The following is a 13,949-nucleotide window of genomic DNA, read 5'->3' as shown; positions in this document are numbered from 1 at the left end:
ATTTGTGTATTTTTGGTCAGCCCCTGTTTTTCTCGCTTCACTTTTTATTCCTTATGAATTCCATCCGACATATGTGAGACAAGTTCTTCTTCCGAATTTGCGATTAACCCTTTTTGATGCGCATCTGCTAGTGGGTATATTCGATAGTTTTGATAGTTAGCTTCGGCTACAAAAGTGGGGTTAAATTGAACAGATGGGTAGCTAATTTTGACTCCATCACTACTTATTGATTTTTCTATTTCGACGGTGACCATTCCGCCAATATCTTTGTAATCGTCCTTCTGTCCAGAAAGGAAATTCCCTAAAGAATAAATAACAACTGCTTCACGCCCATCCTTCGTCTTATAGGTTTCCATCGGCTGCAGTACATGAGGGTGGTGACCAAATATAATATCTGCACCACTATTTGTTAAACTCTTTGCTAATCTCACTTGTTCGTCTGTAGGAAACCGTTGATATTCGTTCCCCCAATGTAAACTTAAGACGACTAAGTCAACCCCTTGTTTTCTTGCTTCTTTTATATCCGTACTAATCTTTTGTTCATCAAGAAGGTTCACTAAATGTTCTTTCCCAGTTGGTACAGGTATGCCATTTGTACCATACGTGTAGGAAAGTAAAGCAAAGGAGATTCCATTCACATTAAATGTACGGATAGTTTGTTGGTCCTGTTTATTTTTAAAAGCTCCCGTATAGGGCATGTTTATTTTTTCATAGTAAGCAATTGAGCTTAAGATTCCTTCTTCCCCTTGGTCAAGGGAGTGGTTATTGGCATTTGTAACCGCATCAACTCCAACGTTTTGGAGAGTCTTTACAATTTCATGTGGACTGTTAAATAGCGGGTAACTTGATAATCCTAGTTGGGTACCACCTGGCATTGATTCTTGGTTGGCGATGAGAAAATTAGGTGTTTCTAGCATACTTTTGATTGGACTAAACATTGCTGAAAAGTCATATGTACCATTTGTTTTGGCATCATTATAAACCGTATGGTGCAGAAGAATATCCCCAATTGCTCCAATTGTGGCCCTTGTTTTCGTATTTTTACTAAGCGTATTGATTTCTCTCGTTGCATGAGTCTCCATCGTTTTTGGATCAGGACTTTGTTCTGTTGCATTCCATTCACTGTATTGAATCGATAAGAGCACAACAATTGATAAAATAAATATAGTGGAGGTGATAATACCTACGTATAAAGACTTCTTTTTCACTAGTAACCATCCTTTAATAAGTGCTTTTAGAACTATTGTACACAAAATAAGTAGGTTTTTGGGGAAAAATGATGGAATATCTTTTGGGTATAGGATTTACTGTTATAAAAGGGTTTATGCTAATTTCATTTAACAAGCAGTAATTTGTTGGCAAACGAAGAAAAAACAGAACCCTATAGAAGATTCTGTTTTTTCTAGTTCTATCGGCTATCGGAGAGAGTTCGCACTAGAAGGTTAAAAGAGTCCACTAGTAAAGATGCCATTTGCTTGTCCTCTCTGATAAAGCAGCTTATGTTTTGGTTCTCATCGAGCGAAAGCGACTAGCCCACTGTGAAAAAGATAAATTCTCCGAAAGAGGCCAAAAGAACTTTTATGGGAGAATTTATCTTTTTTTCGCGAGCTAATTAAACCGCATCCGCTTTTGTTACAACCATTTAATTTTTGGTTCTGTTTTGTTTTTAATCCGCCCAATGTTTGTTCGGTGTCTGTATATCACAAAACTAGTAAGAAGTCCTACTACAATAATTAAAGGAATATCTCCTGTAAAAAGGGTATAGATGAAAGCGAAAAGACCCGCCAACATAGACGAAAGAGAGACATATTTGCTTATATATAACCCAATAAAAAAGACGATCAAAAGGAGGATAAAAAGAAGCGGTGCATACCCTAACAACACACCACCAGACGTTGCAACAGCTTTCCCGCCCCGAAAGCCTGCAAAAATAGGAAACATATGACCAACAACTGCAATAATCCCTGCCAACAACATATGTATATCGCTAGCAAACAATAACGGAAGTAAAGTAGCTAAGGTTCCTTTTAAAATATCCATAATGGTTACAATTAAGCCTGCTTTAATCCCAAGCGTTCGAAATGTATTGGTTCCGCCTAAATTTCCGCTCCCATGTTCACGAATATCGATTCCATAAAAAGACTTTCCGATGATTAACCCGGAAGGAATGGAGCCTAAAAGATAAGCGAGAAGTATAATAATAGCATAAATCATAGACACTGCTCCTTTGTAAAAATACCTAGTAACTTTTATTTTACCATGTTTTGAGATGAGAAGGGAGTTTATGCAGAAAAAATTATTACCTGTTCATAAAGGTTGATAATACAAGTGAAAAAGAGCTAACTATCTATTACTTTGTTAGTGCTTGAAAACAAAGCTATTTGTTAAAGGTAATCAACGAGAATAGAGAATAGATAAACCTTAAAAACACAGACTTTTTTCCCTTCTGGATGTTATCCACTTTAGTTAGTTATCGTTCATGATTAGCTAAAAATATAGCGTTTTATGAATAGGTCGTAGAGAAAATAAACATGGGTTTTCCATAATCATGGCGTGTCAAATTATAGTGTGACTTCTTTTTCCATATGTTAGAATAATTGAGTAAGAGATACATAGAAGAAATGAAGGTGTTACTATGCAATTGTTTTTTGCTGCTTTACAATGGGTTGCATTCATGGTTGCAGGATCTATTGCTGCACCGATTGCAATAGCTGATTTATTTCAGTTATCTCCCGTTGAAACAGCAGATTTTATCCAAAGGACGATTTTTGTTTTGGGAGCGGCAAGTCTTATTCAGGCTTTTTTTGGTCATAAACTTCCTATAAACGAAGGTCCAGCGGGTTTATGGTGGGGAGTATTTGCCATCTATGCGGGGTTTAGTGGTACTTTATATGATTCTAGTGAAGAAGTTTTACAAGTGCTACAAGGTGGGATGATTGTAAGCGGTATTATCTTTTTTATTCTAGCTGCTACAGGAATTCTGAAGAGATTGACCGCACTTTTTACTCCAACTATTACATTCATTTACTTAATGCTTCTCATCCTTCAACTAAGCGGATCTTTCATTACCGGCATGTTAGGAATTAGTGGAGAGCATAAAGAATTAGATGTTTGGGTTTTGGTAGGAAGTCTTGTTACTTTCTTATTAGCTTTATATTTCTCTAGTCATAAAAAGAAATGGATAAAACAATATTCCATAATCCTTGCATTAATTAGTGGATGGTTGCTTTTTATTCTTATGGGACTTACAGAAGAAGGTGCTACTTCCAACGAACTTATTTCTCTTCCAGAAGTTTTTGCCTTTGGAGCACCTGTTTTTGACACAGGTATTGTTGTCACGTCTATCTTTATTACATTTCTGTTAACAACGAACATGATTGCTTCTATTCGGGTAATGGAGGAAGTCATGAAATCAACTAATCAACCTGTTTATAGCAGGTATACAAAGAGCGGGTTCGCCTCAGGAATAAACCAGCTATTTGGTGGGATATTTTCTGCGATTGGTTCGGTACCGATTTCTGGTTCGGCAGGATTTGTATCTGCGACGGGCATATTATCGATTATTCCGTTTATTATCGGTTCTTCAATGGTACTTCTCGTTAGTTTAGTCCCATTTTTAATGAATTTGCTAGCAACTCTCCCGGCACCAGTCGGGTATGCGGTCACATTTGTTATTTTCATTAATATGGTCGGAATGGCTTTAGGGGAGTATAGAAAAGAACAAAATAAAGAAAGAAGCCACTTTGTAGCAGGGATTTCTTTTATTGCAGGTGTGGGAGCGATGTTTGTTCCAGCCTCCGCTTTTACAGGTGTTCCAGTTGTAGTGGCATCGATATTAAACAATGGACTTATACTAGGTACGATTGTAGCAATTGTTGCAGAGCAGTACCTTATTAGAAAAGAAGCTAAATTTACTGGCAGCAATGGATAAATCCTTGCTGTCCGTTTTTTTATTGATTAAATAGATAATTTTTAAAAGTTATCAACGTTGGATACACATTCTATCTTCTGTATAATAGGTAAATAACAAACAAGACTAGCTAGTTGACAGTGATTAATTTTAAGGAGTGAAACAATTATGGAGAACCCATCACGGGAAGAAATGGGAAAAATCCTAAAAGAGTCAAAACGAATAGCGGTTGTTGGACTTAGCGATAATGAAAACCGTACTTCTTATATGGTGTCAAAAGCAATGCAGGACAATGGATATGAAATTATTCCAGTGAATCCTACCATTGACTCAGCTCTTGGTGTAAAAGCAGTTTCGTCATTAAAGGATATTGAAGGACCTGTTGATATTGTGAATGTATTCAGAAGGTCGGAACATTTATTACAAGTGGCAAAAGAGTTTGATGAAATGGACGGTAAGGTTTTTTGGGCACAGTTAGGACTTACAAATGAAGAGGCATATCGCTTTTTAAAAGAACGTGGATATACAGTTATTATGGATCGCTGCATTAAAGTAGAACACGCTCTCACCAAATAATTTATTGGAATAAGCGGGAACATGCCCGCTTGTTTTTTTATTTTCTACAAGCACTGTCTTAACTAACTTGCTTTTAATGATTATAATCTCCCTCTAAATTTCCCGTTAGATGTATACTAGATAGGCGAACAAATCAGGTGTAGATAAGGAGATTTTCCTGTTCTTTATGGAATTTACCTTTGCGAAAATAAAATAAAGCAGTAAAATAAGCAATAGACGTTTACCACGATTTTTTCAAAAAAGGTGAACGAACAAATGTTCTTGTGTTATATTTAATACATATAATCAATAATACTCATCAGACACTATTGGATGAGAAAGTAGTTTTGAAAGGGGAATGTTCGTGGCCAAACAAAAAAAGTCCATGGATTATAACGATGATGCGATTCAAGTACTCGAAGGTCTTGAGGCAGTTAGAAAAAGACCTGGTATGTATATTGGATCAACCGACACAAAAGGGTTACATCATCTTGTATATGAAATTGTAGATAACTCTGTTGATGAAGCATTAGCAGGATTTGGAGACGAAATTACCGTCACAATACATAAAGATAATAGTATTAGTGTTCAAGATAACGGTCGCGGGATGCCTACGGGAATGCATAAGCTTGGCAAACCGACGCCAGAAGTCATTTTAACTGTTCTTCATGCTGGTGGTAAGTTCGGTCAAGGTGGATATAAAACAAGTGGAGGCTTGCATGGTGTTGGGGCTTCTGTAGTTAATGCTTTGTCTGAATGGCTCGTTGTAACGATTCACCGTGACGGTATGATTTATGAGCAGCGATTTGAAAACGGTGGTAAGCCTAAAACAACGTTAGAAAGAATTGGAAAAACGAAAAAGTCTGGAACAACTATTCAATTTAAACCAGATAATACTATCTTTAATACAACTACGTATAACTACGATACGCTATGTGAAAGATTACGGGAATCCGCATTTCTTCTAAAAGGTCTAAAAATCACTATTAGAGATGAACGCCATGACCAGAAAGAGGTTTTTTATTATGAAAGCGGAATTGAAGCATTCGTTCAATATATAAACGAAGAGAAAGATGCGCTTCATCCTGTTGCTTTTTTTGAAGGAGAGCAAAACAGTATTGAAGTAGAATTCGCATTTCAATTTAATGACGGATTTTCTGAAAACATCTTGTCTTTTGTTAACAATGTTCGGACGAAAGATGGCGGTACACATGAAGCAGGTGCTAAATCTGCCATGACCCGAGTGTTTAATGAATATGCTCGAAAAGTAGGTATTTTAAAAGAGCGAGATAAAAACCTGGAAGGAACAGATATTCGCGAGGGATTAGCAGCGATTGTGTCTGTTCGCATTCCGGAAGCGCTTCTGCAGTTTGAAGGACAGACGAAAGGGAAGCTTGGAACAAGTGAAGCACGTTCTGGTGTTGATGCTGTCGTTTCTGAGCATCTTTTATACTTTTTAGAGGAAAATCCCGATACATCTTCCTTATTAATTAAGAAAGCAATCAAAGCGGCTCAAGCTAGGGAAGCTGCTAGGAAAGCAAGGGAAGACGCACGGAGTGGCAAAAAGCGTAAACGTGCTGAAACCGTGCTATCAGGAAAATTAACTCCTGCGCAATCTCGGAATCCACAAAGAAATGAATTATATCTTGTAGAGGGTGACTCTGCAGGCGGGTCTGCAAAACAAGGGCGAGACCGAAAATTCCAGGCCATTCTCCCTTTACGAGGAAAAGTAATAAATACCGAGAAAGCGAAGTTGCAGGATATTTTTAAAAATGAAGAAATCAATACGATTATCCATGCCATTGGTGCTGGGGTTGGACCTGAATTTAATGTGGAAGATATTAATTATGATAAAATCGTGATTATGACAGATGCCGATACAGACGGTGCTCATATACAAGTACTTCTGTTAACCTTCTTTTATCGCTATATGAAGCCATTAATAGAAGCGGGCAAAGTATATATCGCTCTTCCTCCGTTATATAAAGTGAGTAAAGGAAGCGGAAAGAAAGCGGTTGTAGAATATGCTTGGACAGATGACGAACTTCAAGATGTTATAAAGAAAGTCGGTAAAGGCTATATGATTCAGCGCTATAAAGGTCTTGGGGAAATGAATGCTGATCAGTTATGGGAGACAACGATGGATCCTTCTACAAGAGCTCTTATTCGTGTACGTATAGATGATGCTGCAAGGGCAGAACGACGCGTTACAACGTTAATGGGGGACAAGGTAGAGCCACGCCGAAAATGGATTGAAAGCAATGTTGCCTTCGGTCTTGAAGAAGATGGAAGCATTTTAGAAAATGAAAATATTACGGTCGCAGAGGAGGTATAATACATGACAACTGTTGAACGCTATCAAGATTTGCCTTTAGAAGAGGTATTAGGCGACCGATTTGGACGTTATAGTAAATATATTATTCAAGAACGTGCATTACCTGATGCACGAGATGGACTAAAGCCGGTGCAACGACGCATTTTATATGCGATGTATGTGGACGGTAATACGCAAGAAAAAGGGTTTCGTAAATCAGCTAAAACGGTTGGTAATGTTATTGGTAATTATCACCCGCATGGGGACAGTTCCGTATATGAAGCAATGGTTCGTATGAGCCAAACGTGGAAAGTTCGAAATATGCTTGTAGAGATGCATGGGAATAACGGAAGTATTGATGGAGACCCTCCTGCTGCGATGCGTTATACAGAAGCAAGACTGTCTGCGATTTCGATGGAACTTCTTCGTGATATCGACAAAAAGACGGTCGACTTTGTACCAAACTTTGATGACACATCGGAAGAGCCTACCGTTTTACCTGCTAGGTTCCCGAATCTGTTAGTTAATGGTTCGACAGGAATTTCTGCTGGTTATGCTACAGATATTCCGCCTCACCATTTAGGAGAAGTAATTGATGCAGCGATTATGAGAATGGACAATCCAGAAACGACTGTTGATGAACTGATGACAGTCATGAAAGGTCCTGACTTTCCTACAGGCGGAATTATTCAAGGCGTAGAAGGAATAAAAAAAGCGTACGAGACAGGAAAAGGAAAAATTGTCATTAGAGGTAACGCGGAAATTGAAGACATACGCGGAGGCAAACAACAAATTGTCATTACAGAGATTCCGTTTGAAGTAAATAAAGCAAACCTCGTAAAGAAAATGGATGAATTTCGTGTAGATCGAAAAGTAGAGGGCATTTCAGAAGTTCGAGATGAAACAGATCGTGAAGGCCTCCGAATTGTTATTGAATTAAAAAAGGATGCGGATGCAACAGGTGTCCTAAATTATTTATATAAAAATAGTGATCTGCAAGTAACCTATAACTTCAATATGGTTGCCATTCATAATCGTAGGCCAAAGCTAATGGGCTTACGACAGCTGCTTGATGCTTATATTGAACATCAAAAGGAAGTTGTTACAAATAGAACAAAATATGAATTAAATAAAGCGCAGGAAAGGCAGCATATTGTTGAAGGGCTAATAAAAGCACTCTCCATTCTCGATGAAGTTATTGCAACAATCCGTGCATCAAAGGATAAACGTAATGCAAAGGATAATTTAATAACCAAATTTGCGTTCACTGAAGCTCAAGCAGAAGCAATTGTCTCTTTACAGCTGTATCGATTAACGAATACAGATATAACCGCTCTTCAAGCAGAGGCAAAAGAGCTTGCAGAAAAGGTTGCAGAACTATCTGCTATTTTAGAAAGCGAAAAAAAGCTAGTAAGTGTTATTAAAAAAGAATTAAAGCAAATCAAAAAGCGGTTTCATGAACCACGGAGAACAAAAATTGAAGAGAAAATAGAGGAAATCAAAATTAATTTAGAAGTCCTTATTGCAAGTGAGGATGTAATGGTGACAGTTACTCGTGATGGTTACATTAAACGTACAAGCCTACGATCGTTTGCTGCATCAAATGGGAAAGATCTGGCGATGAAAGAGACAGACAGATTATTAAGTCAATTTGAAATGAATACGACCGATGTGCTGCTACTCTTCACAACAAAAGGAAATTATTTATACTGCCCTGTTCACGAATTACCAGATATTCGCTGGAAAGACCTTGGTCAGCATATAGGTAATATCGTTCCAATTGATCGCGATGAAGAAATTTTAAAAGCAATACCAGTTAAAGAATTTTCTTCATCGAACTATTTACTATTCATCACGAAAAATGGAATGGCGAAAAAGTCAGAGCTAAGTCAATACAAGGCGCAACGCCATTCACGTCCACTTGTTGCTATTAATTTAAAAGGGGATGACGAGTTAGTAGACGTCCACTTAACAGACGGTTCAAAACAACTGTTTATTGCTACTCATTTAAGTTATGGGTTATGGTTCCCAGAAGAAGAAGTAAATATTGTTGGGCCAAGAGCAGCAGGTGTGAAAGGGATTAACCTAAAAGATGGAGACTTTGTTATTGGTGGGAAAGTTGTCAGTGATTCCAATAAGCAATCGATTTTCGTTGTTACACAGCGGGGGGCGGTAAAGAAAATGAAGTTTTCCGAGTTTGAGATTACTTCAAGAGCAAAACGAGGTGTCGTGATGCTTCGTGAATTAAAATCAAACCCGCATCGATTAGCCGGAATGGAAATTGTCCATAATGAGGAACGTGTATCCATACTAACGAAAAAAGGAATTATTGAAACGATTCCATCTTCTAACCTACGGCCTAATGACCGTTATTCAAATGGTTCGTTTGTAATCGACGAAGCCGATAGCGGTACTGTTATAAGTTCGTGGAAGGAAGAAGTCGAAGAAGATACGAAGTAAAAAAAGCGATTACTGTGGGTACCCATAGTAATCGCTTTTTATTGTAAAAATATAAATAAGCTTCCTATTATTCCTAAATAAGCTTATTTTATATGTGTATGAATAGGGGACGAGATGAGAAATCTAACAAGTACGAGGAGGTGTTTAACATTGGCTCAAGATGTATTATGCGAAGTAAGCAACTGCGTATATTATAAAAAAGGAAACAAATGTGGTGCCTCAGAAATATATGTTGTCAGCCATAAAGGAGACGAAGCTCATAATAGTAAGGAAACAGACTGTAAAACATTCGAACCATCCGACTTTTAACTAAACAAACATAGATAACATTCTTTTTTCGAAGGGTTCAAAAGATCTCTATCAAGAGCGTAGATGGATTTCTTTGAACCCTTCTTTGTTATTATTATTGAAAATAATTATCGTTATTATTCAGGGATATTCTAAATTTTTCTTTTTTTAATAAAATCTTATAAATGCATCTTTTACTAAGAAAAAACGGACAAGGTATAAAGTGTTTAAACATGACTATTGCTTCAGTTAATTGTCACTGTTGTGTGTAAATAATGAACGTAATGAATAGTGACAAATACATTCTAGAAGAAAGCAAAGTATTTGACGATAAAGCTGTAACAGATTAATATATACAAAACTAAACGACTATATAAGATCCTTGCCAAATAAGCGGTATGGTCTTTTTTTATAAACTACTTTGTTTTCTGAATTATGAAGTAACAGGCATAAAAGACCCTTTCAGAAAGGAACATTCCTTTGAAAACTGTAAATGAATTAGTCAAAAGTGTTAAATTCACATCGAAAAATGAAATAGAGTCTTTCTCGCCAGAACTACAGTTGATAGGAATTGGTAGGAGTGCAGCTGTATTTCAACCACGCAATACAAATTTGGCTTTAAAGGTGTTTTATCCGTTGCAGTTGCCTACTGCTGATATAGAAGCAGAAATATACAAGGTATTAGGGGACAATCCGTACTTCCCGAAATTACATGAGAATGGACCTGGCTATATTTTGATTGATTTATTGGAAGGGCGCACTTTCTATGAATGTCTTGAAAGCGGAGTGGAGATCTCTACTTATCACATAGAAGAAGTAGAAAGAGCGTTAACGTTTGCAAGAAGCAAGGGGCTTAATCCATCCGATATCCATTTGCGTAATATTATTATAACGGTGGACGGATTAATTAAATTGATTGATGTAGCACGCTTCCGGCAAACAAAGCAATGCAAACAATGGGATGACTTAAAAAAAGCACATGAAAAAGTTTATTCAAAAAAATGGTTTCCTAAAAAAATACCTTCAGCCATCATAAATGGGGTTGCCTATTTATATAAAAAACAACTTTTACCTACAAATATACTATAGCTAGTGCTTAAAATTATCATCCATTTAATAGTTATTCTGCATTTTTCAATAGCTGCCTTCTCTTTTACATGTACAAAATTAACAGCTAGCGGAAGAATTCTCACTGTGGAAAGTTCCGCTTTATGTTGATAGGAATTTTTATTTTTGATAGATTAGTAAAGTGGACATTTGTGTACACAGTAAATACTAGAACAAAGTAATAGTTATTTTTGCATCAGGGAGGCGCGTACATGGAAAAGGAAAAAACATTTATGGATTATTTTACCTGGCTTATCGGAGTTTTAAATGATTATATGTGGTCTTACATATTAATTGTTGCTTTAATCGGGCTTGGCTTGTACTTTACTTTTCGAACTAGGTTTGCTCAATTTCGATACTTAGGAGAGATGCTTCGAGTACTAACAGACAAGTCTACCGTTTCGGCAGATGGGAAGCGTGGAATATCGTCATTCCAAGCATTTACTATTAGTGCAGCATCTCGTGTAGGTACTGGTAATCTTGCAGGGGTAGCCACTGCTATTGCATCTGGAGGACCAGGAGCGGTTTTTTGGATGTGGCTAATTGCTTTACTTGGAGGAGCGACAAGCTTTATCGAAAGTACACTTGCACAAATTTACAAGGTAAAAGATAAAGATGGTTTCCGCGGGGGACCTGCCTATTACATGGAAAAAGGGTTAAATGCTAGATGGATGGGAATTTTGTTTGCCATTATTATTACTTTCTGTTTTGGGTTAGTGTTTAATTCTGTTCAGTCGAACACGATTTCTTTAGCTATTGCAGAATCGTATGAAGTGGATCGCTTAACGATTGGAATTGTGTTAGCGATATTAACAGCGGTTATTATTTTCGGTGGTATAAAGCGAATTGCAAATTTCACACAACTTGTTGTGCCAATTATGGCAATACTTTATATTCTCCTATCGTTATTTATCCTAATCACAAACATCGGTCTATTACCAGATATGTTTGTATTGATTTTTGAAAGTGCTTTCGGAATTAGGGAAGTAGTTAGTGGTGGTGTCGGTGCCGCAATTATGATGGGAATTAAACGTGGGCTGTTTTCCAATGAAGCAGGTATGGGTAGTGCACCTAATGCTGCTGCGACAGCATCTGTCTCCCACCCAGCTAAACAAGGGTTTATTCAAACATTAGGTGTATTTGTAGACACATTAATTATCTGTACTTGTACAGCATTTATGATTATTCTTTCTGATCAATACACAGGTGGCCTGAACGGAATTCAATTGACACAAGCAGCACTTAGCTTTCACGTTGGAGAATGGGCAAATATGTTCGTTGCCGTAGCGATTTTCTTATTTGCTTTCAGTTCTATTATTGGAAACTACTATTACGGGGAAACGAACATCGAGTTTATCAAATATAGTCCAACGGCTCTCTTTATTTACCGTGTAGCAGTGGTCGGCATGGTTATTTTCGGTGCAACAGTTGAGTTATCCGTCGTTTGGAGTCTTGCGGACTTATTTATGGGTATCATGGCGATTATAAACTTGATAGCGATTACGTTACTAGCAAAAATAGCACTCGCTACATTAAAAGATTATCGTAAACAGAAAAAACAAGGAAAAAACCCTGTGTTCTACTCTAATTCTATTGAAGGGTTAGAAGGAATTGAATGCTGGGATGAAAATCCTGGATTGGAAAAGTCAAATAAGTAACATTTCAAAAAAGGATCAGTGGAAACTGGTCCTTTTAGCTTGATTTTGCAGCTAAGAGAAAAAATCAGATAGAAGCCAATGGACAGGCTGCCACTGTTCAATTTATAAAAAAAGGAGGATGTTAGACCGTGAATGATTATAGTAGTTTGCTTATCGATGTAGAAATTTACTGTAAAGAACATATCATTGGAAGAGGAATAGAGTATTTTAATAAACAAACTGTTAGAAAAGTGGAGTTTTCAGGTCATTATATTCATGCTAACGTTAGTGGCAGTTATGCATCCGATTATAAGGTAGTTATCGATGTCGAGGATTTTACTAACAGTATTTGTAGCTGTCCCTATGACGATTATTGCAAACATATAATTGCTGTTATTTATACTGTCCAAAACTATCCGCAAGTAGAAAAAGAAATGGATAGCGAAGCAAGTATAGAGCAAGTAGAGTTAGAAGAATTACTTTTAACTCAAGACAAAGAATATTTAATTCAACTTATTTATGAGTTAGTGAAAAATGATGACCAAAAGCTACAATTACTGCAGAAATTACATAGAAATAACAAATGATTCACTTTCTACATAATATTTCCTTCTTTGGTGAACATATGAATAATCACCATACTAAAGGAGAGAAAGTATATGCGGAAAGAAATGCTCTTTGCTTTTGCAGCTTTCTTCTATATGTCTTTGCATGCGATAGCGGGAAGTTTTGCAGAGGAACAGAAAATCGAAGAAGGAAAGGAAATGGTCATTCATACCTATAATGTGGATGTAACCGGAGACGGCAAAAAAGATGTCATTGAACTAAAAGGAATCCCTTACTCGAGTGATACAAAATTTCTAAAAGAGATTTGGGCAGAAATTAAAACATCGGAAGGAAAACAGTTTCGGATAGATTATGAAGGAGGATACGAACCAAAAATTCAATTTGTCGATTTGAATCACGATGGTGTGAAGGATCTTCTTGAATCATCTGCAACAGGTGGAAGTGGAGGGCTTTACAATACATCACTACATACACTTGTTGACGATAAACTAGTAGATATCGGGCTACCAGATGAATTAACGATACAAGCTCAATTTCAAGACGATTATAAAGCGGTCATCAAGTTTACGGATACGAATCAATCCTACACAGTAGACTTAAAAGATAGAAAAAAGGATTATGACCGCTTAGGCTTATACATTGATGGAAAGTTAAATGAACCTACAGAATTAATGGTTCTCCCTTACGCCTTTTTTGAACCTGTTAAAATAGCGGATAAGAAAGGGAAGGGACTTAAAGCGACTCAAAGAATTAGCGGTGCTTATCATGCAGATGCCATTGGAGATGTTTTTTCTTATTGGTATTACGAAAATAACAAATGGAACCTAATGAAGATTGAATGGAAAGAATTAAAAGAGCAAAATGGAGGAAATAAAAACAACAACTAGCCTACTTTGCACAATGTATTTGAGTTTGAGGAGTAACTATACTCCTCAAACTTTTTTATATAGGGTAAAATTGATGTAGTCTCCTTATAGGCAATCCATTTCACCTAGCCTCACAATAAATGATGCACCTTCTTTTATTCTTCAGATCCTCCATGTACATCAGAATAGAATACGATAGAGAACATAGAAAAAAGGAAATAAAACAAAGTAATCAAGGGGAGTTT

Annotated in this window: 11 protein-coding genes; 9 read left to right on the top strand and 2 right to left on the bottom strand. The window is 36.9% G+C overall.

Annotated elements, in window-relative coordinates:
- Positions 1–44: 44 nt before the first annotated feature.
- Together ACFSUL_RS16330 and plsY are read right to left on the bottom strand one after the other, a co-directional pair.
- The gene (locus ACFSUL_RS16330; protein WP_377936998.1) at positions 45–1,208 is read right to left on the bottom strand and encodes a CapA family protein; all 1,164 of its coding nucleotides are present in this window, start codon (positions 1,206–1,208) and stop codon (positions 45–47) included.
- Between the two features lie 424 nt (positions 1,209–1,632).
- On the bottom strand, positions 1,633–2,214 hold the full coding sequence (gene plsY / locus ACFSUL_RS16325) for a glycerol-3-phosphate 1-O-acyltransferase PlsY (protein WP_071412387.1): 582 nt from the start codon (positions 2,212–2,214) through the stop codon (positions 1,633–1,635).
- Between the two features lie 421 nt (positions 2,215–2,635).
- Between plsY and ACFSUL_RS16320 the strand changes: the two genes are divergently transcribed.
- The 9 genes from ACFSUL_RS16320 to ACFSUL_RS16280 all read left to right on the top strand — a co-directional run bounded on the left by ACFSUL_RS16320 (position 2,636) and on the right by ACFSUL_RS16280 (position 13,725).
- Positions 2,636–3,931, top strand: coding sequence for a purine/pyrimidine permease (locus tag ACFSUL_RS16320; protein ID WP_377936997.1), 1,296 nt, complete (start codon positions 2,636–2,638; stop codon positions 3,929–3,931).
- A 147-nt stretch (positions 3,932–4,078) separates the two neighbouring features.
- Positions 4,079–4,486 carry a CoA-binding protein gene (locus tag ACFSUL_RS16315; protein WP_377936996.1) on the top strand — a complete coding sequence of 136 codons (408 nt, stop codon included), beginning with the start codon at positions 4,079–4,081 and terminating at the stop codon, positions 4,484–4,486.
- Positions 4,487–4,829: 343 nt separating this feature from the next.
- Positions 4,830–6,800: a DNA topoisomerase IV subunit B gene (parE, locus tag ACFSUL_RS16310; RefSeq protein WP_377936995.1), complete on the top strand. Its 1,971-nt coding sequence runs from the start codon at positions 4,830–4,832 to the stop codon at positions 6,798–6,800.
- Between the two features lie 3 nt (positions 6,801–6,803).
- Complete coding sequence (gene parC / locus ACFSUL_RS16305; RefSeq protein ID WP_377936994.1) at positions 6,804–9,239, top strand: DNA topoisomerase IV subunit A; 2,436 nt, start codon at positions 6,804–6,806, stop codon at positions 9,237–9,239.
- 150 nt (positions 9,240–9,389) lie between these two features.
- Positions 9,390–9,548: a DUF1540 domain-containing protein gene (locus tag ACFSUL_RS16300; protein ID WP_071412382.1), complete on the top strand. Its 159-nt coding sequence runs from the start codon at positions 9,390–9,392 to the stop codon at positions 9,546–9,548.
- A 459-nt stretch (positions 9,549–10,007) separates the two neighbouring features.
- Positions 10,008–10,616 carry a protein kinase family protein gene (locus tag ACFSUL_RS16295; protein WP_377936993.1) on the top strand — a complete coding sequence of 203 codons (609 nt, stop codon included), beginning with the start codon at positions 10,008–10,010 and terminating at the stop codon, positions 10,614–10,616.
- 251 nt (positions 10,617–10,867) lie between these two features.
- Positions 10,868–12,292 carry an alanine/glycine:cation symporter family protein gene (locus ACFSUL_RS16290; protein WP_377937736.1) on the top strand — a complete coding sequence of 475 codons (1,425 nt, stop codon included), beginning with the start codon at positions 10,868–10,870 and terminating at the stop codon, positions 12,290–12,292.
- A 128-nt stretch (positions 12,293–12,420) separates the two neighbouring features.
- On the top strand, positions 12,421–12,858 hold the full coding sequence (locus tag ACFSUL_RS16285) for an SWIM zinc finger family protein (RefSeq protein ID WP_377936992.1): 438 nt from the start codon (positions 12,421–12,423) through the stop codon (positions 12,856–12,858).
- Between the two features lie 72 nt (positions 12,859–12,930).
- Positions 12,931–13,725, top strand: a complete 795-nt coding sequence (locus ACFSUL_RS16280; protein ID WP_377936991.1) for a hypothetical protein — start codon at positions 12,931–12,933, stop codon at positions 13,723–13,725.
- Positions 13,726–13,949: the final 224 nt, after the last annotated feature.

It is taken from the genome of Bacillus seohaeanensis, from assembly GCF_042684945.1.
Lineage (GTDB): Bacteria > Bacillota > Bacilli > Bacillales > Bacillaceae_B > Rossellomorea > Rossellomorea seohaeanensis.
Note: the sequence above shows the minus strand (reverse complement) of the source record. Positions and strands in the feature narration are given on the sequence as shown.

What these genes read in the sequence shown, in the direction of transcription:
- plsY (WP_071412387.1), bottom strand. Translation starts at nt 2,214, where the DNA reads ATGATTTATGCTATTATTATACTTCTCGCTTATCTTTTAGGCTCCATT.
- ACFSUL_RS16315 (WP_377936996.1), top strand. Translation starts at nt 4,079, where the DNA reads ATGGAGAACCCATCACGGGAAGAAATGGGAAAAATCCTAAAAGAGTCA.
- ACFSUL_RS16290 (WP_377937736.1), top strand. Translation starts at nt 10,868, where the DNA reads ATGGATTATTTTACCTGGCTTATCGGAGTTTTAAATGATTATATGTGG.
- ACFSUL_RS16280 (WP_377936991.1), top strand. Translation starts at nt 12,931, where the DNA reads ATGCGGAAAGAAATGCTCTTTGCTTTTGCAGCTTTCTTCTATATGTCT.
- parC (WP_377936994.1), top strand. Translation starts at nt 6,804, where the DNA reads ATGACAACTGTTGAACGCTATCAAGATTTGCCTTTAGAAGAGGTATTA.
- ACFSUL_RS16320 (WP_377936997.1), top strand. Translation starts at nt 2,636, where the DNA reads ATGCAATTGTTTTTTGCTGCTTTACAATGGGTTGCATTCATGGTTGCA.